27 protein-coding genes are annotated in these 21,969 nt (G+C 28.2%); 10 read left to right on the top strand and 17 right to left on the bottom strand.

The window, feature by feature from the left end; translation table 11 throughout:
• Positions 1-13 precede the first annotated feature (13 nt).
• From X274_RS03245 to flgB, 15 genes are all read right to left on the bottom strand, one after another.
• Positions 14-475 (bottom strand): YaaR family protein, encoded by a 462-nt coding sequence (locus X274_RS03245; protein ID WP_047265375.1) that lies wholly within the window; start codon positions 473-475, stop codon positions 14-16.
• Between the two features lie 514 nt (positions 476-989).
• A complete protein-coding gene (gene jag, locus X274_RS03250; protein ID WP_052913149.1) occupies positions 990-1,640 on the bottom strand; it encodes an RNA-binding cell elongation regulator Jag/EloR in 651 nt (216 codons plus the stop codon).
• Positions 1,641-1,665: 25 nt separating this feature from the next.
• Positions 1,666-3,009, bottom strand: coding sequence for a membrane protein insertase YidC (gene yidC, locus X274_RS03255; protein ID WP_047265376.1), 1,344 nt, complete (start codon positions 3,007-3,009; stop codon positions 1,666-1,668).
• Positions 3,006-3,269, bottom strand: a complete 264-nt coding sequence (yidD, locus tag X274_RS03260) for a membrane protein insertion efficiency factor YidD (RefSeq protein WP_047265377.1) — start codon at positions 3,267-3,269, stop codon at positions 3,006-3,008. Before yidD ends, yidC begins: the two co-directional genes overlap by 4 nt.
• The gene (gene rnpA / locus X274_RS03265) at positions 3,266-3,616 is read right to left on the bottom strand and encodes a ribonuclease P protein component (RefSeq protein WP_047265378.1); all 351 of its coding nucleotides are present in this window, start codon (positions 3,614-3,616) and stop codon (positions 3,266-3,268) included. The genes yidD and rnpA overlap by 4 nt, the downstream gene beginning before the upstream one ends.
• A gap of 1 nt (position 3,617) precedes the next feature.
• Positions 3,618-3,752, bottom strand: a complete 135-nt coding sequence (gene rpmH, locus X274_RS03270) for a 50S ribosomal protein L34 (protein ID WP_047265379.1) — start codon at positions 3,750-3,752, stop codon at positions 3,618-3,620.
• A 127-nt stretch (positions 3,753-3,879) separates the two neighbouring features.
• Complete coding sequence (locus X274_RS11470; RefSeq protein ID WP_052913150.1) at positions 3,880-5,556, bottom strand: HD-GYP domain-containing protein; 1,677 nt, start codon at positions 5,554-5,556, stop codon at positions 3,880-3,882.
• Entirely contained in the window at positions 5,549-6,262 is a 714-nt protein-coding gene (locus tag X274_RS11475) for a LysM peptidoglycan-binding domain-containing protein (protein ID WP_052913151.1), read from the bottom strand. The genes X274_RS11470 and X274_RS11475 overlap by 8 nt, the downstream gene beginning before the upstream one ends.
• A gap of 45 nt (positions 6,263-6,307) precedes the next feature.
• Entirely contained in the window at positions 6,308-7,042 is a 735-nt protein-coding gene (locus X274_RS03285) for a Nif3-like dinuclear metal center hexameric protein (RefSeq protein WP_047265380.1), read from the bottom strand.
• A gap of 100 nt (positions 7,043-7,142) precedes the next feature.
• Positions 7,143-8,246, bottom strand: coding sequence for an ABC transporter ATP-binding protein (locus tag X274_RS03290; RefSeq protein WP_047265381.1), 1,104 nt, complete (start codon positions 8,244-8,246; stop codon positions 7,143-7,145).
• 32 nt (positions 8,247-8,278) lie between these two features.
• Positions 8,279-8,542, bottom strand: coding sequence for a type II toxin-antitoxin system Phd/YefM family antitoxin (locus tag X274_RS03295; protein WP_047265382.1), 264 nt, complete (start codon positions 8,540-8,542; stop codon positions 8,279-8,281).
• 212 nt (positions 8,543-8,754) lie between these two features.
• Positions 8,755-9,057 carry a cupin domain-containing protein gene (locus X274_RS12365; protein WP_047265402.1) on the bottom strand — a complete coding sequence of 101 codons (303 nt, stop codon included), beginning with the start codon at positions 9,055-9,057 and terminating at the stop codon, positions 8,755-8,757.
• A gap of 181 nt (positions 9,058-9,238) precedes the next feature.
• Positions 9,239-9,547 carry a flagellar hook-basal body complex protein FliE gene (fliE, locus tag X274_RS03305; RefSeq protein ID WP_047265383.1) on the bottom strand — a complete coding sequence of 103 codons (309 nt, stop codon included), beginning with the start codon at positions 9,545-9,547 and terminating at the stop codon, positions 9,239-9,241.
• 12 nt (positions 9,548-9,559) lie between these two features.
• Positions 9,560-9,985, bottom strand: coding sequence for a flagellar basal body rod protein FlgC (gene flgC / locus X274_RS03310; protein WP_047265403.1), 426 nt, complete (start codon positions 9,983-9,985; stop codon positions 9,560-9,562).
• Between the two features lie 8 nt (positions 9,986-9,993).
• Entirely contained in the window at positions 9,994-10,398 is a 405-nt protein-coding gene (gene flgB, locus X274_RS03315; RefSeq protein ID WP_047265384.1) for a flagellar basal body rod protein FlgB, read from the bottom strand.
• A 63-nt stretch (positions 10,399-10,461) separates the two neighbouring features.
• On the opposite strand from flgB, the gene X274_RS03320 reads away from it, so the two are divergent.
• Complete coding sequence (locus X274_RS03320) at positions 10,462-11,481, top strand: polysaccharide pyruvyl transferase family protein (protein WP_047265385.1); 1,020 nt, start codon at positions 10,462-10,464, stop codon at positions 11,479-11,481.
• Positions 11,482-11,495: 14 nt separating this feature from the next.
• On the opposite strand, the gene X274_RS03325 is transcribed toward X274_RS03320, so the two are convergent.
• On the bottom strand, positions 11,496-12,545 hold the full coding sequence (locus X274_RS03325; protein ID WP_047265386.1) for a hypothetical protein: 1,050 nt from the start codon (positions 12,543-12,545) through the stop codon (positions 11,496-11,498).
• Positions 12,546-12,710: 165 nt separating this feature from the next.
• On the opposite strand from X274_RS03325, the gene X274_RS03330 reads away from it, so the two are divergent.
• From X274_RS03330 to X274_RS03370, 9 genes are all read left to right on the top strand, one after another.
• Positions 12,711-13,127, top strand: a complete 417-nt coding sequence (locus X274_RS03330; protein ID WP_047265387.1) for an OsmC family protein — start codon at positions 12,711-12,713, stop codon at positions 13,125-13,127.
• A 1-nt stretch (position 13,128) separates the two neighbouring features.
• A complete protein-coding gene (locus X274_RS03335; RefSeq protein WP_047265388.1) occupies positions 13,129-13,950 on the top strand; it encodes an Mrp/NBP35 family ATP-binding protein in 822 nt (273 codons plus the stop codon).
• Entirely contained in the window at positions 13,947-14,975 is a 1,029-nt protein-coding gene (gene mtnA / locus X274_RS03340) for an S-methyl-5-thioribose-1-phosphate isomerase (RefSeq protein ID WP_047265389.1), read from the top strand. The genes X274_RS03335 and mtnA overlap by 4 nt, the downstream gene beginning before the upstream one ends.
• Positions 14,976-15,311: 336 nt before the next feature.
• Positions 15,312-16,541 (top strand): threonine synthase, encoded by a 1,230-nt coding sequence (thrC, locus tag X274_RS03345; RefSeq protein WP_231580374.1) that lies wholly within the window; start codon positions 15,312-15,314, stop codon positions 16,539-16,541.
• Entirely contained in the window at positions 16,525-17,031 is a 507-nt protein-coding gene (locus tag X274_RS03350) for a (2Fe-2S)-binding protein (protein ID WP_047265391.1), read from the top strand. The genes thrC and X274_RS03350 overlap by 17 nt, the downstream gene beginning before the upstream one ends.
• Positions 17,021-17,866, top strand: coding sequence for an FAD binding domain-containing protein (locus X274_RS03355; protein WP_047265392.1), 846 nt, complete (start codon positions 17,021-17,023; stop codon positions 17,864-17,866). The genes X274_RS03350 and X274_RS03355 overlap by 11 nt, the downstream gene beginning before the upstream one ends.
• A gap of 5 nt (positions 17,867-17,871) precedes the next feature.
• Positions 17,872-18,654, top strand: a complete 783-nt coding sequence (locus X274_RS03360; protein WP_047265393.1) for an FAD binding domain-containing protein — start codon at positions 17,872-17,874, stop codon at positions 18,652-18,654.
• Positions 18,651-19,109 carry a (2Fe-2S)-binding protein gene (locus X274_RS03365; protein WP_047265394.1) on the top strand — a complete coding sequence of 153 codons (459 nt, stop codon included), beginning with the start codon at positions 18,651-18,653 and terminating at the stop codon, positions 19,107-19,109. The genes X274_RS03360 and X274_RS03365 overlap by 4 nt, the downstream gene beginning before the upstream one ends.
• Positions 19,106-21,406 (top strand): xanthine dehydrogenase family protein molybdopterin-binding subunit, encoded by a 2,301-nt coding sequence (locus X274_RS03370; protein ID WP_047265395.1) that lies wholly within the window; start codon positions 19,106-19,108, stop codon positions 21,404-21,406. The genes X274_RS03365 and X274_RS03370 overlap by 4 nt, the downstream gene beginning before the upstream one ends.
• A 201-nt stretch (positions 21,407-21,607) precedes the next feature.
• Here X274_RS03370 and X274_RS03375 read toward each other — a convergent pair.
• The coding region (locus X274_RS03375) for a PD-(D/E)XK nuclease domain-containing protein (protein WP_047265396.1) at positions 21,608-21,969 on the bottom strand (362 nt) is incomplete at its 5' end.

Below are 21,969 nucleotides of genomic sequence, written 5' to 3' on the forward strand. Positions count from 1 at the left end.
TTTTATCACCCCATTATTTATACAAATCAAGCAGTAATCCATTAATTGAATCAATTTTCTTAGCATAAATAAAGGCTCCACTTTCATTTTTTAAGAGTTCGTCTGTGATTGTTTTGAGATCCTCATTTATTTTTTCTGCTATTATATAAAAATTTCTTTCTTTGAAATTGGCTCTGGAATTTAAAAGATATAAGTTTTTTTCTACCTTTTTTAGAAAACTCTTCACACTTTTTTTGTATTTTTCCAGATTTCTTTCTATTGGAGATCTTTTAAATTCAGCACCGTATTCTTCAATTTTTTCAAGAAGTTTATTTAAATCTTTTTTTATTATTTCTATTTCATTTAATTCCATAACTTCTGTAAAAGAAATCTTTTTTCTTTTCATTACAGTATGACCTTTTTTAGTTTTTTTATTTTTGGTTTTCTTATTTTCAGGTTTTTGTGTTGAATTTCCTGATAATGGATTTATAAACATGCTCTCACCCCCGTTGGAGAACAAAAACGAATATTGAATTATTTAAATGCACTTTTATTATACTACAAAAAAGAGAAATATAATATTTTTTCTAAACTCTGATATCTAAAATTTTAAAATAATTTATACTGTACGTTGTTCAATTAGTAAAGCAAGCGAAAACTCGCAGATTGTCCATACACGCTACCGCGGGTATTGGTTTAAATTTTTATTTTCTATAAAATACAAAAAAACTATTCACCTTAGATTTTTTATAAAAAATCTAAGCGTAAAATGTAGCCGGTCAATTTTGCACGGATGCAAAATACCGAACATGGATGTAAGTCTGATACGACCGGCGAGAATGAGCTATTTTTGAGGATTAACAATCAAGGTTTGAGCAACTTTACTTTTTGGACATCGTATTTATACTGTTGAAATATTTAAAAATAAAATAATATTAACATCTTATTTTGTATTTCATATTATATTATAAAAAAGAAAAAGGGGCATTCCCTTTTTCTTTTTTATATTTCTATGCTTTAATATGAGACTTTGCAAGTTTTATAACAACTTTTCTATAAGGTTCTAATCCAATAGATTCTGTTTCTAAATCAGGATAATTCTTTCTTACATACTCATGGACAATACGCCTTTCATATGAAAACATAGGAGCTAATTCGATTCTTTCATTTTCTTCATTTAATCTTTTAATAGCATTATCAACTATTTCATAAATTTTTTCCTTTTTCTTTCGTCTATATTCCCCTACATCCAGATTAACATCTATTTTTGTGCTTGATAATCTATTAATGTATATTGAAAGTATATGTTGCATAGCTCCAATAGTTCTTCCATATTTACCTATTAATTTTCCCAAACCTTCTCCTTCCATTCTTATCAATACGTTCTTACCCTGAAAATTTATTGAATAATTAAAATCTCCATCAAAATTTTCCAGAATAGAACTTAAAAATTCATTTAATCTGTTCATCAAGTATTTTTCATTTAAAAAAGCGTTAATAATCGCCATTTTATTCCCTATTCCCAAAAATCCTTTTTTAGGTTGTTGAATAACTTCAAAACTTATTTCTTCTGGAGAAACACTATAAAATTTCACCGCTTCATTAAACGCTAAATCTATACTTTTACCTTCAAAGTTTTTTTCTCGAATCTTAATATTCACTTTGAGCACCTCCTAATTATTGCAACTATTTTGATGTTTTATAGGGTTTAGGCCCTAAACCAAGAAATTCTCTCAATGTTAAACCTTTTATATGATTTTTCTTATTAACATAAGCAGTAATAAATACCTGTAAAATCGCATTGGTTACCCAGTAAATAAATATACCCGTTGGCAATCCTATGAATAAAAATGGAAATACTACCATCATAATAGCTGTGTTCCATGCAGTTTTTCTATCAGTTGCAGATTGCAATGAGTTATATAAATAGGCTCCAACACTTAAAAGCACTAAAATTATATTCTGGGAAAATCCACCCTGAGATAAATCTGTCCATAGCAAAAATCTCGGATTATACGCAAAAGTTCCCTGATAATAATTAATAGCTCCATATAATATCCAGAATATTGGAAGTTGTATAAAAGCTGTCAAACAGCCTCCAGCTGGATTTATTTTATGTTCTTTATATAATTCCATTAATGCCTGTTGTTGTCTTTGTGGGTCTTTATATTTTTTCTTTATCTTTTCTATTTCAGGTTGCAACTTTCTCATTTCTATCATAGATTTAGTTTGTTTATGATACAAAGGATATAAAATTAATCTTATAACTAAAGTAAATATCATTATAGCCCAACCAAAATTTCCTGTAAATCTATATAACCACCATAAAAATGTTACAAATCCATAATTTATATACCATAACCAATTAATTGCACCAACAGTTTTGGATAATTCCCTTATTCTATCGTATTTTTGTGGGAAAACCTGTTTAATGAATATATATTTTCTCGGACCCATATATGCTTTAAAAGTTTTATCAGTTGTAATTTGAATAGACTGGTCTTCAATATTCAAGTCTGAGGCATCAAATATGAAAATGGATTTTATAGGTTTTTCAAGATAAGATATTAATAATTCATTTTCAACAGCAACTGTGTTAGGATACGAGATAGTAGGAATTATCACTTTTCCGTATAAATTTTTAAAAGAAATCTCAAAATCATAATATGGAGTGTTGAAAAATTTATAACTCTTTATTCCTCCATTTTCAAAATAAAAATTCAATTCTACGAATTTATTTATATGATCTTCTGAAATATCAAAAGAAGTTGGCAATAATTCATTACCATTTTCGTCATATATATCAAAACTATCATTATAATAACTATAAATTTTGGTGAATAATGTATTGCTTCTATCTTGTAATATTTCAAAACTTTTCATATGCCCCAGATTATCAAAAGAAACTTTATATAATCTCATTTGCAAATTAATTTCTGTTGAAGACGAAGTAATGCTATATTCTGGTGTTTGTGAAAAAACAAAAACTCCTAGGACTATAAGTCCTATAATTAAAAGTACTTTCTTCAATTTTTTACACCCCTTTGTTTATTTTTTATTTGTGGTATAAACGAAAATTTTTCTGGTACTGGATCAATCCCGCCCTGATGGAAAGGATGGCATCTGAGAATTCTTAATATTCCTAAATACATTCCTTTAAATGCACCAAATTTTTCAATTGCTTCATATGTATATGTTGAACATGTTGGATAATAAATACACTTTGAAGGTTTATAAGGCGAAATGTTTTTTTTGTAAAACTTTATAAACCATAATAATAATCTTTTCATTTTATACGCTCCATTATATCTAAAATAATATTTTTAATATTATTAAAAGACATATTATCAAAATCTTTAGAAAGCTTTTTTCTTGGCAAAAATACAATATCATAATCTTGTGGAAAGAGACCTTTATTCTTTCGATATATTTCCCGAATATATCTTTTTAATCTATTCCTTTTATAAGCTTTTCCAAATTTTCTTTTTATAGTAATACCAATTCTTGAAAAATTTAAATTATTTTTGGTATAAACTATTACAAAATACTTATCAATATGTCTCTTTCCACAAGAAAAAACTTTGTCAAAATCCTTTTTAAAATGAATTCTTTCTTTTTTTTTAAAAGTCTCTTTCATATCAAACAGCTAATCTTTTTCTTCCTTTTGCTCTTCTTCTTCTTAAAACAGCCCTTCCACCTGGAGTTTTAGTTCTTGCTAAAAATCCATGTGTTCTTCTTCTCTTTCTTCTTGAAGGTTGGTATGTTCTTTTCATTAGAATTCCTCCTTTTAAAATTTTTCTATATATACCTTCACCTATTATACCCTTAAAATATTTTTTATGTCAATATAAAAAGTTACAATTATTTTGTTTTTAAGAAAAAATTCGGGACATCCCGAATTTAATGTAACATTTTTAATTGTTCCTGGCGTAAATTGATGATTTGAATTAATTTTGTATATTCTTCATCTGTGATTTCACCTATTTTAAAATCACAATGATAATAACCACTAAAAATTTCCTCTTTATATATAATTTCACCTACTAAATTAATTTTCAACTTCATAGCTTCAAAGGTTATTAAAATTTTTTTATCTGACATTTTGTTTATTTTATCTTTCAATGCATAAAAAATTATATTTTTATTTGAAATACTCTCTATGTTAATTTTAAAAGCTTTTTCATTATCAAGACGCCACACATATTTATTTACAAAAACAACCCTTTTTAGTGGAACTCCTATACCATTCAAATTCCATTTTACAGAAATAATTTCATTTTCTTCAATATCTTTATTAATTTTCAAAATATATCCTAAACGATTTTTTCCAACTATTGTACAATTTTTTAGAATAGAATTGTTTCCAGAATAATATTCCAGGTAAATTTCTTTCTTCATTTCAAGAAATTTTTCATTAATATTAATAATATCTTTTTCAATTTCCACTGTTTTTATTGGGAGATATAGATTAATATAATCTTTTTTGAGATCAATAATTTTAGCATCAATCCTTATATCTTTACCTTTATAATCAAACGTAACAAATACATCATTATATTTCATAAATGTGTTTTGAGATAATCCTCCATAAAATTCAGGTATTATTTTTATAACAGCTTTTACTATTTTTTCATCTAACTTATTGTTTTCTACCATTTTTAATAATATTTTTATTGCATCTTTTATTTTCATTGCCTTTCTCCACGGCCTATTTGAAAGCAATGCATCAACTACTTCAGCAACAGCTAAAATTCTTGATAATATAGAAAGGTCGTATTTGCTTTTCTTTGAATATCCACTACCGTCAAGATACTCATGATGATTTTTAGCTATTTCAACAAATTCTAAAAAATAATCATTTCCAGCAAATAAAAACTCTAATTTTTGTGTGTGCTGCTTTATCTGTTCCAATTCAGGTTGTGTAAGTTTCTCAGATTTTTGGAGAATATCTTTAGATATCCATATTTCTCCAAGATCATGTATTAAAGCTGCATAATATACTTTTTCAATATCTTCCTGTTTTAAACTTAATTTCTCAGCAATAAGAACTGATAAATCTGCTATTCTCAGGGAATGATAATAAGTGTATGCATCATGAGCTTTTAATATATAAAATAATGAATTTATTGTTTGCTCAATTGAATACTCTTTCAAAATATAGTCTTTGGTATCTAAAATAATGGTTAAAAAACTTTTCAAATGTTCATAAAAAAGGTCTTTTAACGTATTAATATTATCATACTTTGTTGTTTTATCTATTAATACATATATAAATCCAACAACTTCTTTCCTAAAAATAATATTTTGACCAACAGCAAAATAATCTTCTTTACCTTCGAAAAAATGTTTGTTAATAGATTCTTCATACAGAACCGAGTCAAAATTATTTACAAGAAATTTCTCTTCTACGGAGAAATACATGCCGTTTATAGAAAAATCAAAATCCATCTTTTCAGAGTCAAAATAAGTAATAACTCTAAACAAATTTTCTGATATTTTTATACCTAAAATCAATCTGAAATTTGAAATAGGCATATTTGCAATAATTGAATTTATTGCATCATAATGGTTAATCATTTATTTCACCTTTACCTTTAAAATTTTTTGATGTGCCAACAATAATAAACATACCATCTTTTAACAATTCCGGTGATTTTATATTATTAATTTTCAACAAATAATCTATAGAAACACCAAAAATCCTTGAAATACTATATAATGTATCTCCATTTTTTACTTTATAATAAATATAATTATCTTCTTTTAAATCTTCTTTATAAAATTTTTCAAATACTGAATTATCTAAAGAATATATTTCTCTTGGAAATGTATCTTTTATAACAAATGAAAAATTATTCAAATTTAAATTCGTACTTTCCTGACTAATCTTTACACCATGAAGAGAAACATTTTTGTATAAAATTAATATAGAAATATTAGCATTTTTTATTTCTTCATTATATTTATTTATTATGCTATTTGAACCGTACACAGTAAAATCGCTATTTGAATAATCTTCTTTTCTTTCAATTAATCCCAATACAAAAATCTCATTACTTTTATATAAATATTTTGTGTAGGGTAAATAATAAAAATCATTTTTAAATTCTAAATTAGCAAGTAAAAACGGCATGTTTACGTCAAAAAGTCCTTCATTCAACGAAATTCCTAAAAGGGGTTTGTATGCAGGAATTTCATAATATCCTTTTCCGCTTTTTGAAAAATTTATTGAAAATATAATAATGCTATATATTAAAATTATGAAAATTATTATCTTTTTCATATAATCCCTCCTGAATTTTATCAGGATAATTATATCATAAAATAATTAAATTTCATTATATATATCAATAAAAATACATTCTAAATTAAATTCTTTTTCCAATAATTTTGCAATAGATTTTACTCCAAATGTTTCTGTTGAATAATGTCCAGCATTTATATAATTTATCCCCATTTCTTTTGAAATATTTCTAATATGTTCCTTAACCTCTCCAGTTATATATGTATCAACTTTACCTTCAAGTGACTCTAAAGCATAAGAACCTCCACCTGATATAATAGCAACTTTTTTTACGTAATTTTTAGTTTTATATATTAATAAATCATCACGTTCAAATATATTTTTCAATTTTTTTTCAAAAACATCAAATTCTACTGCTGAATCATATTCGCAAATAAAACCAACATCAATAGGTTCTAATATTTTCAAATCAAGCTTTTTAGCAATCTGTACATTATTTCCATATTCAGGATGTGCATCAAGCGGTAAATGATATCCCATCAAAGTTAAATTATTTTTAATCAGTGGCGATATTCTGTTTTTCAAATATCCGCGTATTTTGAAAAAACCTTTTCCAAAAATCCCGTGATGAACCAATAACATATCAGCATTAATTTTTAATGCTTCATCTAAAAACTCCTTATTAAAAGATACTCCAATGGCTACTTTATTCACTTCATATTTTCCTTCAATCTGTATTCCATTAAAACAAAAATCATTAAATTTATCAATTTCTAAAAGATTATTTAAATAATTTTCTATATCAAAAATATTTGCCATATTTACACCTCCATATTAATTATAACAAAAATAGCTAATAAACAAAAATAACGAGGCCCAGAAAAGGGCCTCTAATTTATTAATTAATAAGACTACTTTTTTAAATAACTGCTAATTCTGTTTCCTTATCAAATACATGCATTGTTTCCATTTCCAAAATAAGTTCTACTTCTGTATCTTCTTTAGCTTTTGTAGTTGGATCAACTTTAGCAACTAACGCTTGACCTGCTATATTTACATGCAATAATGTTTCACTACCTAATGGTTCTGCAACATCTACAACACCTTTTATAACATCATTAGTATGTTCTCCTTTATATATAGATTTATCATGAATATTTTCCGGTCTAATACCAAAAATAACATCTTTATCTACATAAGACTCCAATTTTTCTTCAAATTCTTTTGGTACTTTCACTTTAAAGCCGTTTGATGCTATCCATAATCCACCTTCTCCTCTGATTACACTTGCTTCCAAGAAATTCATAGGAGGTGTTCCAATAAATCCTGCAACAAATTTGTTTGTTGGTTTGAAGTATACATCATATGGAGAACCAATTTGTTGGATTACACCATCTTTCATAATAACAATTTTATCAGCCATAGTCATAGCTTCAACTTGGTCATGTGTAACATAAACAATTGTTGCATTTAATCTATGATGTAATTTTTTCAACTCACTTCTCATTTGAACCCTTAATTTAGCATCTAAGTTTGATAAAGGTTCATCAAATAAAAATACTTTTGGATCCCTAACTATAGCTCTACCAACTGCTACCCTTTGTCTTTGACCACCGGATAATTGCTTTGGCTTCCTGTCTAATAAATGTGCAATATCTAAAATTTTAGCTGCATTTTTAACCCTTGCATCTATTTCATCTTTAGGAAATTTTCTTAATTTCAATCCAAACGCCATATTATCATATACTGTCATATGAGGATAAAGAGCATAATTCTGGAAAACAAAAGCAATATCTCTATCTTTTGGTTCAACATCGTTAACAACTTTACCATCAATTATTAATTTCCCATTTGTGATCTCTTCTAAACCAGCAATCATTCTCAAAGTTGTAGTTTTACCACAACCAGATGGCCCTAATAATACGCAAAATTCTTTGTCTTCAATCGTAAAACTTGCATTTTTTACAGCATGAAACCCATTAGGGTAAACTTTATCAATATTTTCTAATACAACTTGTGCCATTTAAAACACCTCCATATTATTCATATAAACTATTATTCATCTAAACTTTCAATCTCTTTAAATAAATCTTTTATTTCATTATATTTACCAGGTTCTCCGATCTCCATTAAATATAAATCTCTTATTTCGTCAATAAAGTTCATTAATTTTTTAAATCGTTCAAAATCAATCAAAACGAATTCTGGTTTCCCGTTTTTGGTTATTACTACAAAATTTTTTTTTGATTCTTCTGCAGCTTTAGAAAATTTAGCTTTCGCTTCCGCAATACTATAAAATTTCAAATTTTCAATATCCATAAAAAACCCCCTTGACTATAATTATAGTCATATTAACAAAAATCAAAAAATTCATATTCAAAAGATTATACATATATATTAGCAAATATTTGTTATTAAATGTAAAATTCTAAATTTTTCTTATTTTTTCAAATTATCAAAAAGCTTATATGAAATATAGCATTAATTTTATTTTTGGATATTAAGATAAAAAAAGGATTGCATCTGCAATCCTATATATCTATACCAAAATTATAATGTTTTTTTATATCTTCAAGTATTTCCCAAGTGCATGAAAGTCCTTTTCTAAATCTAACCAAATCTCCCTTTTCAATAGTATAGTCACCATTTTTAGTATGAACTATAACCTTTCCTTTTAAAATATAACAAACTTCAGAATCATCATAATACCAATCAAAAGTAGAAATCTCTTTTTCCCATATAGGCCATTTTTCTACATTTAATTTTTCAAGTAAAGATTTTTCCGGATTTTTAATAATTTTAATATCTGGATCATTTTCTAAAAATACACTCATTGGATTTCTAAAACCTCCTTCAGCACTTAAAATTGCTTCTCCTATAAGTTGAAAATAAAATTCAACATCTTTTTTATTAAAATTTCTATAAAGAAAAACTTCCAGAGAGCTAAAATCCGCCTCTGGATTTTTTTCAAAAAATTCATCTACAGCTTTTATAATTTCATCCATAACATATCACCTAAATCTGCATCCTCATAATTTCTTTATAAGCCTGAACTATCTTATTAGTTACTTCTGTTGTTAATTTTAACGATAAAGATGCTTTTTCAGCAGAAATAATAACATTATGAATATTATCTATTTTTCCTGCTGCATAATCTGCACTCATTTGTTCGGAAATTTTCTGAGTTTTATTTACATCTTCAATAGCATTTCTTAAAATGTCAGCAAAATTCAAATTTTTTGAAGATGTATTATTACTTTTTTGCGTCCTTGCTATATTATTAATTCCATTTATTCCTGATACTCCTGGTATTTTTTCTATCATCTATTACACCTCCTAAGCTCCACGACCTATAGATAATGCCGAATTAAACATTGTTTTTGCAGAATTTATAACAGCAACATTAGACTCATACGCCCTCTGGGCACTAATTAAATCGACCATTTCCCTCAAAGGATTAACATTTGGATATTTTACATATCCATTTTCATCTGCATCTGGGTGACCTGGATCATACACTAATCTAAAAGGACTATTATCTTCCTTTAAATTTGAAACTCTTACTCCAGATAATTGCTCATCTCTTTTAGTCCTATTTTTGTTTAAAACTTCTTTGAATGTTACTATTTTTCTTCTATATGGGCCACCATTTTCTGTTCTTGTAGTATTCGCATTTGCAAGATTATTAGATATTACTTCTGTTCTGAACCTTTCAGCCGTCATACCACTTGCAGCAATATCCATTATTCTAAAAGTATTGATATTCATTTTTATCTAATTCCTCCTATAACAGTTTTATAATCAGAAAATCTATAATTAATTAGTTTTGTTAAAGCATTGTATTGTAATGTATTCTCCATCATTTTAACCATTTCAACATCAATATCAACGTTATTACCATCTTCTCTATTTGAACGCGAGTTATCTTCAATAATCTTATAACTCACCTCATTAACAGACGGTATATTTTTTATATGTTTTCCATTATTTATTTTTAATTTAATCTCATCAGAATTCCCTAAAGCTTTCTTTAATTCTTCTTCAAAAGATACTTCTTTTCTTTTGTATCCTGGTGTGTTATAATTAGCTATATTATGAGAATATATTTTTTGTCTTGTTTCAACAGCATCTAATGCTTTTGGTATAATATTTATTGCAAGATCTTTATAAAACATTTTACTCGCCTCCTGAATTATTGTTCTATGAAAAAACTAAAAAAACCTAAGGAGATGGATGACATGAATAAAATATTTCTTATAGGTTATTACGGATATAATAATCTGGGTGATGAATTATTATTTCAATCAATATTAGAGATTTTTAGCGAATTAAATTTTGATGGAAAAGTTTATACATTATTGGATAAAACAAAAATAACTAAAAATTACAGCTTTAAAATACATAAAGTTGATAAATATAATATCCAGAAAATAATAAAAATTATAAAAGAATGTGATATAGTTATTTACGGTGGAGGAAATATTTTTCAAACAGAAACATCATTGAGAAGTTTTTTATATTATGATTTTTTATTTAAAATAGCAAAACATTATAAAAAGCACATATTATTTTTATCTCAGGGATTTGGACATTTTAAACATAAATATGCAATAAAAAGGATGAGGAAACTTTTAAAATATAAAAATTTATCTGGAATATTAAGGGATGAGACAAGTTATAGGTATGCAAAAAAATTTTCGAATCATTTTGAGTTAGGCACAGACATTGGAATGATCAAATACAAAAACTTTCAATTTCAAAAAGATATAAAAAAATACCATATATCTATAATAATAAAAAACAAACGAAATTGGGACAAAATAATATATTTGCTAAAATATGTTAATATAAATAGTATAACACCTATAGTTTTAAACAAATCTCAAGATGCCATTATAGCCTATGATTTTTTTGAGAAATACAAAAATAATATAAATATATCTTTCCCGGTTTCAGAAGAAAATAAAATCATTAATAAAATGTTAAAATCAGAATTTGTAATATCGGATAGACTACATGGGGGTATTTTGTCCTTATATCTTGGAATACCCGTTATAATGTATAAAAATCAAAAGAATTATAGAGTATTCAAAACAATTGACAAAAAATATAATCTTTTTTTTAAAAATGAAGATGATTTAATTGATTCTTTATCTCAGTTAAAAACTTATGACTTTGAAAAAATACAAAAAAATTTCATGGATAAATTAAACATATCACATCAAAAAACTCTAGAAATTATTAAAGCTTTTTTATAAATGTTAATTTCATATCAAAATCGTCTTATGATTTTTAATTCTCTACCATCAGTGGATAACACAAGAATAATATTATCAGTTGGCACTTCAACATCTATAGGATAACCATCAATCTTTAATTTTTCATATATATTAAAATTTTTATCAATAACAAAAAATTCACCTGTTATATGCGAAATTGCAAACAAATAATCACTTTTAGGATTATATGCAAAATCTGTAATTGGGATATTTTTCAATATTACACGAGTATTTTTATCCTTTAATGAATAAATATAAATTCCACCAAAAAGAGAATTTCCTATAATGTTATCATTAAATATTCCTATGTTAATTAAATATTTTCCGAATTGGGCAATCTTTTTTTGATAATTATTCCATAATTCATAAATACCGCCATCAAAATATTCACCTAAGTAATATTTATCTTTGTACTTTTTGATGTCAATAGGAAAAGAAATCCTTTTTAAATTCATTACAAAACTTTCATCACTTAATTTAAACAACAATTTATAAGTCGTAAGAATATTATCTTTTTTATTCTCATTTTCATACATTGGAATCAATATATCATCATCCACTATAGATATGAAGGGGGTTTTTACCGGAAATTTATAAAATTTCTCTATCTTTAAAGCTTCTTTGTTTATTACATACATTCCATATGGATTAGTTGTAGTAATATAAAACTTATTTTTTAAAAATTTCATATTCACAGGTTTTGCATCCAATTTCAACTTTCTGCTTAAAGTACCCCATTTATTAATTACTTTCAATGAAGGGTCTCCGTTATCTATTACATAGAGATAATTATTAATATAATATCCTGCCATTGGCCTTGAAACTATACCATTATCAACATACAACGTAACATCTCCATTAACATAATCGATAACCTTTACAGTACCACTATAATTACAAATAGTAGCATAATTACCAAATACATCAATATGAAATGTTCTTTCACCAACAGCTATTTTATCTACAATTAAAAAAGTATCTGGAGATGCTATCAATATCAAAGGAAAAAAAATGGATACAAGTATAATTATCTTTTTTATCATATACAACCTCCAAAAAGCAGTTTTTTATATTATACCTCAAAAAAATTAAAACTCAAAAATTAGATTAAAAATAAATACTATTTTTTAAAGATAATGTTATACATTATTATAAGTATAGCGCTATAATTATACTTGACTTAAAAAATCATATTTAGGAGGGGAATTATGGAAATTGAATTAAAAAACACTACAGGTATGCAATTTGTTTCAAAAACTCCTTCTGGTCACGATGTAATTATTGATGCATCACCAGAAGTTGGTGGAACTGGTAGCGGACCAAGAGCTTTAGAGTTATTTTTACTTGGAATAGGCGGTTGTACAGGAATAGATGTTGCTATGATTTTAAAGAAAATGAAAGTAGATTATAAAGATTTAAGAGTAAAATTAGAAACAGAAAGAAAGGAAAATCATCCAAGAGCATTTACAAAAATACATATAAAATATTATTTTAAAGGAAACAATTTACCTATTGAAAAATTAGAACGTGCGGTAAAATTATCACAGGAAAAATATTGTTCAGCATCAGCTACTGTAAAAGGCGTTGCTGAGGTAACCTACGAAATTATAGTTGAGGAGGAATAATATGGCAAACAAAAATGTTCAATTTAAATTACCTGATCAAAATGAGTTAAAAAATATAAAACACGTAATAATGGTAATGAGTGGAAAAGGTGGAGTCGGAAAATCAACAATAGCAGTAAATTTATCTGTAGCTCTTGCATTGGAAGGTAGAAAAGTTGGGTTAATGGATATTGATATGCATGGTCCAAATGTAATGAGGATGTTAGGAGGAACAGAAAAAGATCATCCTTATCAGGTTGGTGAAAAAATAGTACCTCCAGAAGTTAATGGCGTTAAAGTAATTTCAGTTTCACAATTTGTACCAGAAAGCGGAAAACCTATTGTTTGGAGAGGCCCAATCAAGACTGGAACAATAAAACAATTTTTTAATGATATTGAATGGGAAGAATTAGATTATATGATTATCGATGCACCTCCTGGTACAGGTGATGAACCGCTAACTGTTATGCAAATGTTAAAGAAGTTCGATGGAGCTATTATTGTCACAACGCCATCCGAAGTATCGAAAGATGATGTAGAAAGAGCTATAAACTTCTTTAAAGTTATGGATAAAAAAGTTTTGGGATTAGTTGAAAATATGGCATATTTTGAATGTCCAAATTGCCACACAAAGCATTATATTTTTGGCAAAGATGGTGCAAAAAGTTTGGCAGAAAAGTATAAATTGCCTATTTTAGCTGAAATACCAATAAGCGAAGATATAAGAATAAACATGGATACAGGAAAACCCGCAGCATATTTTGGAAAACCTGAACACGTTGCACCTTATGTTCAATTAGCTAAAAGAGTTATAGCAGAAGTGGAAAAGGATGACAAAGAATGAGTAAGTTAAAAACCATGTCTATGGAATGGACTGGAGATTCCTTAATATTAGTTGATCAGAGGATTTTGCCTCTAGAAGAAACATATATAACATGTAAAAATTATAAAGAAGTTGCTACCGCTATAAAAGATATGGTAGTTCGCGGAGCTCCTGCGATAGGAGCATCTGCTGCTTTCGGCTATGTGCTTGGAGTAAAAGAATTTCTTAATGATTTCAACAAAATGAAAGAAGTCAAAGAAACACTTGCTAATACAAGGCCAACTGCTGTTAACCTTTTCTGGGCTTTAGACAGAATGGAAAGAAAATTTTTAGAAATTAAAAACAATAAAAATTTAATAGATTTAATTGAAAAAGAAGCATTAGACATAGCCTATGAAGATATTGAAGCAAATAGAGCTATGGGAAAATTTGGTGGTGAATTGTTAAATGATGGCGATACAGTATTAACACATTGTAACGCAGGAGCTCTGGCTACTGTAGACTATGGAACCGCTCTTGGTGTAATAAGAGGAGCTAGAGAATTAGGAAAAAATATAAAAGTATATGCAGATGAAACAAGGCCTTATTTACAAGGAGCAAGGTTAACTGTATGGGAATTATATAAAGACGGATTTGATGTAACATTAATTTCTGATAATATGGCTGGATGGGTAATGAAACAGGGAAAAATAAATGCAGTTATTGTTGGAGCAGATAGAATAGCCTCAAACGGTGATGTTGCAAACAAAATAGGAACTTACTCTGTCGCTGTATTGGCAAAAAAACATGGAATACCATTCTATGTTGCTGCCCCATTATCAACTATAGATTTAAATACTCCAACCGGAAACGAAATCCCCATAGAGGAAAGATCACATAAAGAAGTTAGATTTTGTCACAAATCAAAAATGGTTCCAGAAGAAATCAAGGTTTATAACCCTGCGTTTGATGTAACACCAAATGAATTAATCACAGCAATTATTACGGAAAAAGGTGTAATAAAACCCCCTTATTCTGAAAATTTAAAAAAATTATTTGAAAAATAAAATGAGGCTTCTGCCTCATTTTATTTTTTTATTCTTCGTTAATACTTACATGATATTAGATACTTTACTGCCAAATAAAAACCCTCCCTTATGGAGGGTTTTTATTTATTTTTTTACAAAACTAATGATAATTGGATTATCTTATTTTTAATTACTCACGCTTTTCGTGAGAGAATCTTTTTCTTTTAGATATTACAAAAAAAGCTATTAAGCAGGAATAATTGAATATTATTGATTATATTTAACCGAAAATAGCTTTAAGCAAGATTTAATTTAAGTATAAAATAATGTAAAATTTAATATATATGAAAAATAAAAAAAATAGGAGGAAAAATAGTGAATTACAAATTGCGTTGCATTAACTGTGGAAAAATATACGGTGCTGAAGAAGCTGAATATATCTGTCCAACATGTGGAAATCGTTTAGGCACACTGGAAGTTGTGTTTAATTATGATGGAATAAAACTACATAGAGAAGATTTTACTAAATATAATAGTATATGGCAGTTTGAGAAAATTTTACCAATAAAGAACGACGCATACAAAACACATTTGCATGTAGGCGGAACACCGCTTTATATAATGCCAGAATTGGCTGAAGAGTTAGAGATAAAAAGTTTATTAATTAAATATGATGGCACCAATCCTACTGCTTCTTTTAAAGATAGAGCTTCTGCTATTGCAATTGCTAAAGCATATGAAAAAGGATATGATACTATCTATTGTGCATCAACAGGAAATGCTGCCAGTTCTCTAGCAGGATTGAGCGCTGCTTCAAAATTAAAAACATATATTTTTCTTCCTGCTTCTGCTCCAATAGCCAAAATATCCCAACTTTTTATCTATGGTGCAAAAGTAATCCCCATAGATGGAAGCTATGATGAAGCTTTTGACATTTCTATGAAAATCGGCGAAGAAAAAGGATGGTATTGTAGAAATTCGGCAATAAATCCTTATTTACTCGAAGGAAAGAAAACGGGAGCATTAGAAATTGCTGTTCAAAATAATTGGGAAATTCCAGATTATTTATTTGTAAGCGTCGGAGATGGAACCGTTATAAGTTCTTTTTATAAAGGATTTTATGATTTTTATAAATTAGGTTTAATAGATAAAATCCCTAAAATAATTGGCGTTCAGGCGGAAGGTGCTGCTGCTGTAAAAAAAGTTTTTGATAAAGGAGAACCATTTTTACCAGATGATATAGAAACGAATACAATTGCAGATAGTATAAGTGTTGGGAAACCCAGGGATGTTATAAAAGCCTGCAAATACGTAAAAGCAAGTGGTGGATATTTTGTAAGTGTTTCTGATGAAGAAATACTAAATGCTGTATATGAATTATCTTTAAAAACCGGAATTTTTGGCGAACCTGCAGGAGCAACATCTTATGCTGGATTAAAAAAAGTGTCAAAATCACTCGGTAAAGATGCGACTGTTGCAATAGTAATTACCGGCAATGGTTTAAAAGATGTAAAAGCAATAGAAAAATTTGTGCATTTTGAAAAAATAAAACCAGATATAAACGGAGTTAGAGAGGTGATAGAAAAATATGAAAATCAGATTTAAACTCAATAATAAATATATAGAATATGATGTTGAAGAATACAAAAGGGCTTTGGATTTTTTAAGAGATGATATGAGAATGACATCTGTAAAAGAGGGTTGCGGTGAAGGCGAATGTGGTGCCTGCACAATAATTTTGAATGGTAAAAATGTTAATTCATGTATGATTTTAGCAGTTGAACTGGATGGACAGGAAGTATGGACACTTGAAGGATTAAACGAAATAGGTGATACATTAATTCAGGAATCCTATATAGAAAAAGGAGCTATTCAATGCGGTTTTTGTACTCCAGGATTTATAATGTCAACAAAAGTTTTACTTGATAATAATCCTGATCCAGATGACAACGAGATAAAAGAAGCATTAGAAGGTAATCTTTGCAGATGTACTGGATATACGAAGATAATTGAAGCTGTTAAATTGTCCTCGACAAAATTAGCAAAAAAAAATGAAACAGTTGCTGATAAAAGAGGTGAAAAGAATGCAATTTAAATACTCTAAACCAAAAACAATAGAAGAATTAAGCATGCTAAAATCTAATTATAACGCCAAATTACTTGCTGGTGGTACAGATTTAATGGTAAAACTTAGAGCAAAATCATGTAAACCGGAAATCATAATAGATACTAAAGGATTAGGGAAAGATGAAATAAAATTTGAAAATGAAAAAGTAATAATTCCATTAAATACAACTTATAGCGATTTATTAAAAAATAGGGAATTTAAAGAAAAGTTTCCGATGCTTATTGATATAATAAAAAAAATCGGTTCCCCTCAAATAAGAAATAGAGCAACACCCATCGGAAATATCTGCAATGCTTCACCTGCTGGCGATTTTTTATTGGCAACATATCTTTTTCATGGTTATGCTTATATTAAACCCACAAATAAAAAAATAAAAATTTCACAGTTAATAGATGGCCCCGGAAAAATTAAATTAAAACCTGAAGAATTTATATATTCTATCGAATTAAAAGAAAGGATTGGATATGAATATTATTATGAAAAAGTTGGAAAAAGAAATGCAATGAACATATCTATTATTAGTTTAGGGATTGTACTAAAAAAGAAACAAAATATTATAGAAGAAATAAAAATAGCTTATGGGTCAGTAGGCCCGACTATAATACGATTTGAAGATCTGGAAAAATCTGTTATAGGCAAAGAAATAACCAGAGATCTATTTGGCTGGTTAGGAGAAAAATATATGGAAAGAATTAATCCAATTACCGATGTTAGAGCAACGGCTGAATATAGAAAAAAAATGATAAAAAATATTTTAATAAAAGCTTTTTATAATTTAAATAAAACTTTTCAGGAAGGGTGATAGGTGTGATAGAGATAAAAGATTATTTCAGGCCTAAAAGTGTGGAAGAAGCATATGAAAAACTGATTAATATTGAAGGCGCTGAAATTATTGGAAGTGGCGCTTTTATGAGATTGGCATCGAGAAAGATAAATCTGGCTATAGACCTGCAAGATACCGGACTTAATTATGTAAAACTGGAAAATGATGAAATAAAAATCGGCGGCGCAACACCATTAGGCGAAGTTGAAAGAAGCAAAATAATAAAAGAAGTATTTGAAGGTAAATTAATTCATGTTTTACAAAGTATTTGGTCTGTGCAATTAAGAAATATTGCTACAATTGGAGGAACCATCTTTCCAAAATTGGGTTTTTCTGATTTAATAACAGCTCTTCTTGTATTGAATACAGATGTTGTATTATTCAATAACGGAAGAATGCCTTTGGAAGTTTTCTTAACAGAAAAAATAAGAAAAGATATATTGGTGGAATTAATAATAAAAAACGAAAATAGAAAAATGTCTTTTCAATATATGAGAAATTCTTTTTATGATTTTTCTATTTTAAATTCTGCGGTTTCTGTTGATGAAGAGAGAAATTTCCGTATTTCAATAGGAACAAGACCCGCGGTAGCAAAATTAGCAACTAAAGCCATGGAATACTTAAAGAATAATAATGATATTGAAGAGGCATCTAAAATTGCTGCTGAAGAAATGGAATATGGTTCAAATATAAAAGCTTCAAAAGAATACAGAAAGATGATAGCACCTGTTCTTGTAAAAAGAGGTTTAGAGGAGGTTATACAATGAAAATAATACTTACAATAAATAATACAAAAAAAGAAGTAGAAATATCTCCATCGGAGTTTTTATTAGATGTATTAAGAAAGTTGGACTATACAAGTGTAAAAAAAGGATGTGACACAGGTACATGCGGTGTGTGCACAGTTTTAATGGATGGAAAACCTGTATTATCCTGTTCGATTTTAGCAGCATCTGCTGATGGACACGAAATAACAACTATAGAAGGTATCGAAAAAGATCCTGAATTTAAAAATATATCAAATGCCTTATTAGAAGAAGGTGCTGACCAATGTGGGTTTTGTGGTCCTGGATTAATTTTGAATGTATATGCCATGAAAAAGGAATTAAAAAATCCAACTGAAGAAGAAATTAAAAAATATTTAGTAGGTAATTTATGTAGATGTACAGGTTATGTTCCTCAGTTAAGAGCAATAAAAAAGTATTTTGAGGTGAAAGCATGAAAGAAGTAAAAAGTTCCATAAAAAAAGTTGATGGTATTGGATTGGTTAGTGGAAAACCAGTTTATACAGATGATTTAGCTCCCAAAAATGCATTAATTGTAAAGGTTTTAAGAAGTCCTCATGCATTTGCAAGAATAAAAAATATTGATACAAAAGAAGCAGAAAGTTTAGATGGTGTGGAATGTATATTAACATATAAAGATGTACCTAAAAACAGATTCACAAGAGCAGGTCAGGGTTATCCTGAACCATCTCCATATGATAAATATATTTTTGACGAGTATGTAAGATATGTAGGTGATGAAGTTGCCGCAGTAGCTGCAAAAGATGAATATACAGCCGAAAAAGCTTTAAAATTAATAAAAGTAGAATACGAAGTTCTGGAACCTGTTCTTGATTTTGAAAAAAGCAAAGGTTCCAAAAGTATCATTCATCCGGAAAAAGATTTTCAGAGTGAAGGATTTATAAGTTCTGATCCAAAAAATAATATAGCTGCAACATATGAAATGAGTATAGGAAATATCGAAGAAGAAATTAAAAAATCCGAAGTAGTTATTAAAGAAAGGTTTTATACACAGGCTCAGGCTCATGTTATGATGGAACCTCATTCTGCATTTTCATATATAGATATGCAAGGAAGATTGGTTGTTGTTTCTTCAACACAGGTTCCATTTCATGTAAGAAGAATATTATCAAGAGCTTTGGATATACCAATAAAAAATATCAGGGTTATAAAACCAAGAGTTGGTGGAGGTTTTGGTGGGAAACAGGGAATTCATGGAGAACCCTATGTTGCTTTAATTACATTAAAAACAGGAAAACCTGCAAAAATATATTATACAAGAAAAGAAGTCTTTGAGTCCACATATACCAGACATACTATGAGATTTGATATAACCATTGGTGCAGATAAAAATGGAAAAATAAACGTTATAGATGTTAAAGGGCTTTCTGATACAGGTGCCTATGGAGAACATGCTTTAACAACATTTATGGTAGCTGGCTCAAAAGTATTGCCAATGTATAATAAGGTAAAAGCTGTAAGATTTGGTGGAGATGTGGTATATACTAACCATCCATCTGCTGGTGCATTTAGAGGATATGGCGCAATCCAGGCTAATTTTGCTATTGAATCAGCAATGGATATTCTGGCTCATAAATTAAATATGGATCCGGTAAAACTTAGAGAAATAAATATGATACGAGAAAAAGAAACTTCACCTATCTTTAAAATAATGGGTGAAGGTAGGGAAGGCGTAGAAATGATAGTCAACAGTTGTAAACTGGATGAATGTATTGAAAAAGGTGTAAAGAAAATCGATTGGGAAAATAAATTCAGATCTAAAAAAGAAGGTAAAAAAGTAAAAGGTGTGGGGATGGCAATTGCCATGCAAGGATCTGGAATTGCAAAAATTGATATGGCGTCTGCAACGTTAAAATTGAATGATGATGGATCATTTAACTTATTAATAGGTGCAACTGACATTGGAACTGGTAGCGACACAATTTTATCACAAATAGCTGCAGAAGTATTAAATGTTCCAACTGATGATATAATACCTTATTCTTCAGATACGGATATAACGCCATTCGATACTGGAGCCTACGCATCAAGTACAACATATGTTTCTGGTAATGCTGTTAGAATAGCCGCCGAGAAAATGAAAAAAGAAATTATTAAGGCCGGCGCTGAGTACTTTGAAATTTCTGAAGAAAAAGTTAGTTTTAATGGTAAAGAGATAATTGCTGGAGAAAATAAAATAACTCTAAAAAAACTGGCAGAGATCCTTTATTATAATGAAAATCAAAAACAATTGAGCGTAACTGGATCATATGTAGGTGAAGAATCACCACCGCCATTTATGGCAGGTTTTGCTGAAGTAGAAGTAGACACAGAAACAGGAAAAATCGATTTGCTTAATTATGTTGCTGTAGTAGATTGCGGAACTCCAATCAATCCAAACCTCGCAAAAGTTCAGGTAGAAGGCGGCCTTGCTCAGGGAATAGGAATGGCAATATATGAAGAAGTTATATATGATAAAAACGGAAGATTATTAACCAACAACCTTATGAATTATAAGATCCCATCAAGAGTTGATATAAATAAACTTGATGTTGAACTGGTAGAAAGCTATGAACCATCTGGCCCTTTTGGTGCAAAAAGTGTCGGTGAAATAGGAATAGATACTCCACCTGCTGCAATAGCAAATGCAATATTTAATGCAATTGGTGTTAGAATAAAAGATCTTCCAATTACACCAGAAAAAGTATTAAAAGCATTGAAAAATAAAAAATAAATTTTTCCCCGAGATATGACGAGATATGAATTATTAAAAGAAAAAATTTGAAATTTCTTGAAAACTAATAAATATATTTTTTAACTCTTTCATATATAAAAGCGCCAGGTATTATTCCTGGCGTTATTTTTTACCATGTAAACAAAAAGATACATTTTGAGGTTTCACTTATTTTACAAAATTTTTTATATTATACTACCCTTATTTTATTTCCTCAATATACTTCGCTTCTTTACCAACAAAAACAATTATATACTTTTTCATCGTTTCATTTTTTGTGTTTAATTCATATGATTTCTTGTATTTTTCTATTTGTTCTTTTGCCTGTTTTATTTTCATTTTTAATTTTTCTTCTGTGTATTCTTTTTGTTTTATGTATTTTACTTCTATTATCGCTTCATATGGCACTTCTTCATATCTTTTGAACATTGCTATGTCTATATACCCATTTTCTACTGGATATTCCATTTTTACCATTGCATATGGCGTTAATACTAAATAACTATACATTATTGCTTTTATGTATTTTTCATCTAATCCCATGAATATTCTGTTGTCCATTT

Origin of the sequence: Marinitoga sp. 1155, assembly GCF_001021175.1 — a bacterium.
Classification (GTDB): domain Bacteria; phylum Thermotogota; class Thermotogae; order Petrotogales; family Petrotogaceae; genus Marinitoga.

Excerpts from the sequence above, each read along its gene's own strand:
- X274_RS12365 (WP_047265402.1), bottom strand. The coding sequence starts at position 9,057 with ATGAGTGTATTTTTAGAAAATGATCCAGATATTAAAATTATTAAAAAT.
- X274_RS03370 (WP_047265395.1), top strand. The coding sequence starts at position 19,106 with ATGAAAGAAGTAAAAAGTTCCATAAAAAAAGTTGATGGTATTGGATTG.
- X274_RS11470 (WP_052913150.1), bottom strand. The coding sequence starts at position 5,556 with ATGATTAACCATTATGATGCAATAAATTCAATTATTGCAAATATGCCT.
- X274_RS11475 (WP_052913151.1), bottom strand. The coding sequence starts at position 6,262 with ATGAAAAAGATAATAATTTTCATAATTTTAATATATAGCATTATTATA.
- flgB (WP_047265384.1), bottom strand. The coding sequence starts at position 10,398 with ATGTTTTATAAAGATCTTGCAATAAATATTATACCAAAAGCATTAGAT.
- rpmH (WP_047265379.1), bottom strand. The coding sequence starts at position 3,752 with ATGAAAAGAACATACCAACCTTCAAGAAGAAAGAGAAGAAGAACACAT.
- rnpA (WP_047265378.1), bottom strand. The coding sequence starts at position 3,616 with ATGAAAGAGACTTTTAAAAAAAAAGAAAGAATTCATTTTAAAAAGGAT.
- fliE (WP_047265383.1), bottom strand. The coding sequence starts at position 9,547 with ATGATAGAAAAAATACCAGGAGTATCAGGAATAAATGGAATTAATAAT.
- X274_RS03355 (WP_047265392.1), top strand. The coding sequence starts at position 17,021 with ATGCAATTTAAATACTCTAAACCAAAAACAATAGAAGAATTAAGCATG.
- X274_RS03320 (WP_047265385.1), top strand. The coding sequence starts at position 10,462 with ATGAATAAAATATTTCTTATAGGTTATTACGGATATAATAATCTGGGT.
- X274_RS03285 (WP_047265380.1), bottom strand. The coding sequence starts at position 7,042 with ATGGCAAATATTTTTGATATAGAAAATTATTTAAATAATCTTTTAGAA.
- X274_RS03290 (WP_047265381.1), bottom strand. The coding sequence starts at position 8,246 with ATGGCACAAGTTGTATTAGAAAATATTGATAAAGTTTACCCTAATGGG.
- X274_RS03365 (WP_047265394.1), top strand. The coding sequence starts at position 18,651 with ATGAAAATAATACTTACAATAAATAATACAAAAAAAGAAGTAGAAATA.
- X274_RS03295 (WP_047265382.1), bottom strand. The coding sequence starts at position 8,542 with ATGGATATTGAAAATTTGAAATTTTATAGTATTGCGGAAGCGAAAGCT.
- X274_RS03330 (WP_047265387.1), top strand. The coding sequence starts at position 12,711 with ATGGAAATTGAATTAAAAAACACTACAGGTATGCAATTTGTTTCAAAA.
- X274_RS03325 (WP_047265386.1), bottom strand. The coding sequence starts at position 12,545 with ATGATAAAAAAGATAATTATACTTGTATCCATTTTTTTTCCTTTGATA.
- mtnA (WP_047265389.1), top strand. The coding sequence starts at position 13,947 with ATGAGTAAGTTAAAAACCATGTCTATGGAATGGACTGGAGATTCCTTA.
- X274_RS03350 (WP_047265391.1), top strand. The coding sequence starts at position 16,525 with ATGAAAATCAGATTTAAACTCAATAATAAATATATAGAATATGATGTT.
- X274_RS03335 (WP_047265388.1), top strand. The coding sequence starts at position 13,129 with ATGGCAAACAAAAATGTTCAATTTAAATTACCTGATCAAAATGAGTTA.
- X274_RS03245 (WP_047265375.1), bottom strand. The coding sequence starts at position 475 with ATGTTTATAAATCCATTATCAGGAAATTCAACACAAAAACCTGAAAAT.
- yidD (WP_047265377.1), bottom strand. The coding sequence starts at position 3,269 with ATGAAAAGATTATTATTATGGTTTATAAAGTTTTACAAAAAAAACATT.